The 2,621-nt window shown below is 66.7% G+C and carries 3 protein-coding genes; 2 read left to right on the forward strand and 1 reads right to left on the reverse strand.

Annotated features, from left to right (window positions below; translation table 11 throughout):
- The coding region (locus tag ACGVKB_RS11870; protein WP_392351940.1) for an ATP-binding cassette domain-containing protein at nucleotides 1-586 on the forward strand (586 nt) is incomplete at its 5' end.
- Here ACGVKB_RS11870 and folK read toward each other — a convergent pair.
- Nucleotides 483-1,013, reverse strand: a complete 531-nt coding sequence (gene folK / locus ACGVKB_RS11875; protein ID WP_392351941.1) for a 2-amino-4-hydroxy-6-hydroxymethyldihydropteridine diphosphokinase — start codon at nucleotides 1,011-1,013, stop codon at nucleotides 483-485. The two genes, ACGVKB_RS11870 and folK, sit on opposite strands and share 104 nt — an antisense overlap.
- A 40-nt stretch (nucleotides 1,014-1,053) precedes the next feature.
- On the opposite strand from folK, the gene ACGVKB_RS11880 reads away from it, so the two are divergent.
- Nucleotides 1,054-2,621: ATP-binding protein (locus ACGVKB_RS11880; protein WP_392351942.1), on the forward strand; the 1,568-nt coding region annotated here is incomplete at its 3' end.

Raw genomic sequence — 2,621 nt, forward strand, 5'->3', positions numbered from 1 at the left:
CGGACCCTCCGGCAGCGGCAAAACCACCCTGCTCGATCGGATCTGCGGATTGCTCCGCGAAGAAGACAGCCATTGGACGCTGAGCTTCGATGGGGAGACCTGGAAGCTGAGCGGGCTGGGCGGCGCTCGGCAGATGCACCAGCTGATCGCCTACGCGCCCCAGAACGCCGTGCTGTTTGAGGCAAGCCTGCGCGAGAACCTGCTGCTGGGGGCTGAGTGCCCACAGCAAGACATCGAAGCCTGGCTGGAGCGGCTGGGGCTCGTGCACCTGCTCGATCGCCCGGGCGGCCTCGACGCCCCACTGGCCCTGGCGCAGGATCCGTTCTCCGGAGGAGAAATTCATCGCCTGGGCCTGCTGCGCGCCTGGCTGCGCGACAAACCCGTCGAGGTGCTCGATGAACCCACAGCCTTTCTGGACGCCAACGCCGCCGAGCAGGTGCGGGCGGTGATTCAAGAACGAGCGCAACAGCGATTGATGTTGATCAGCAGCCACGACCCGGAGCTTCTGAACCAGGCCGATCAGGTGATCGTGGTGGAGCCGCCCCCTGCATCGCCTGCAGCAGTGGTTCCAACACAAACGCCCTGAGATGCAAGCGGGGGTGGGGCAGCACCAACCGGGGGTGATCCAAACGGACCTCACCCCAGAACAACAGATCGAGATCCAGCGTTCGCGGCCCCCAACGTTGTTCAACACGACGATTACGGCCGAAATGGCGCTCGAGCGCTTGCAGCAGATCCAGCAGCGCCAGCGCTGCACGCTCCGTCGCGGGCCCGTTGAGACCCTCCACCAACACCACCGCATTGCAGTAGCGGGGCTGATCCGGCGGACCCCCCACCGGGTCGGTATCGATTAAGTCGGACCAGCGGAACCCCAACGGTTCACTGGCCCATTGCCGCAGCTCAGCTTCCAGCAGCGGCCGCACCGCCAGCAGCGTGTCGCGGGGCGTGCCGACAGCGCTCGGCCGATTCGCCCCGAGCGCAATGGCCAGTGCTGAAGCATCGGAGGGCAGCATCAGCGAGACTGGCGCGCACGAAGCGGGATGGGACGCCTCCATGGTGGCAAGCGGTGCAGTCGTGAAGGACGACCAGGCAACCCGTGCTTTTCCACTGGCCGCGATCACCGGCCACGGCACGCTCAAGCTGGCCCTGCTGCTGGCGGCCGTTGATCCGGGCCTGGGCGGCGTGGTGATCGCCGGCGGGCGTGGCACCGGTAAATCCGTGCTGGCCCGGGGCCTCCATGCCCTGCTGCCACCGATCGACATCCTCGACAGCGAGAGCGGTGTGGGCCGCAACCTCGACCCGCAGAATCCCGAGGAATGGGATGACACCACCCGCAACCAGATCTCGGGGGACCCTCCCTCCAAGGTGATCCCCGCACCCTTCATCCAAATCCCCCTCGGCATCACAGAAGATCGGCTCGTGGGCGCCGTCGATGTAGCCGCATCGCTCTCCAGCGGCAGCGCCGTGTTCCAGCCCGGCCTGCTGGCCGATGCCCACCGGGGGGTGCTGTATGTCGACGAGCTCAACCTGCTCGATGACGGCATCGTCAACCTGATGCTGGCGGCGGTTGGCAGCGGCGAAAACCGGGTGGAGCGCGAGGGCCTCAGCCTCAGCCACCCCTGCCGGCCTCTGCTGATCGCCACCTACAACCCCGAAGAAGGCAACGTTCGCGATCACCTGCTCGATCGCTTCGCGATTGCGCTTTCGGCCAATCAGCTTGTGAGCAACGAACAGCGGGTGGAGATCACCGGCGCGGTGCTCAGCCACGGCCAATGCAGCCGCTCCTTTGCCGAGAAGTGGGGTGAAGAAACCGATGCCCTGGCAACCCAATTGCTGCTGGCACGCCAGTGGCTGCCGGATGTGCAGATCAGCCGAGAACAGATCGAATATCTGGTGACCGAGGCGATCCGTGGCGGCGTGGAAGGGCACCGCTCCGAGCTCTATGCCGTGCGGGTGGCCAAGGCCCATGCCGCCCTCAGCGGTCGGGATCGGGTGGAAGCCGACGATCTCCAGGTGGCCGTTGCCCTGGTGATCGCACCGCGCGCTTCGCAGATGCCGCCGCCGGACCAGCAAATGGAACCACCCCCGCCGCAGGATCAGGAGCCGCCGCCGCCGCCCCAGGGCGACGACCAAAACCAGGAGGACAATCCCCCGCCACCTCCCCCGGAAGGCTCCGGCGAGGAGGAGAACGAACCGGAGGACAACAACGATGACAACGACTCCGACGAGGAGAACACCGACGAGGACAGTCCGGAGGACCAGGCCCCACCGGCGGTGCCGGAGGAGTTCATGCTCGATCCCGAAGCGATCGACGTGGATCCGGATCTGCTGCTGTTCAATGCCGCCAAGGCCAAAAGTGGCAACAGCGGCAGCCGATCGGTCGTCCTCAGCGACAGCCGCGGGCGCTACGTGAAACCGATGCTGCCCCGCGGTCCGGTGCGCCGCATCGCCGTGGACGCGACCCTGCGGGCGGCGGCGCCGTACCAGAAAATCCGACGGGAACGGGAGCCGGGACGCTCCGTCATCGTGGAAGAGGGCGATCTGCGCGCCAAGTTGCTGCAGCGCAAGGCCGGAGCCCTGGTGGTGTTCCTGGTGGATGCCAGCGGCTCGATGGCCCTGAA

It is taken from the genome of Parasynechococcus sp., assembly GCF_042954325.1.
Taxonomy (GTDB): Bacteria; Cyanobacteriota; Cyanobacteriia; order PCC-6307; family Cyanobiaceae; genus Parasynechococcus.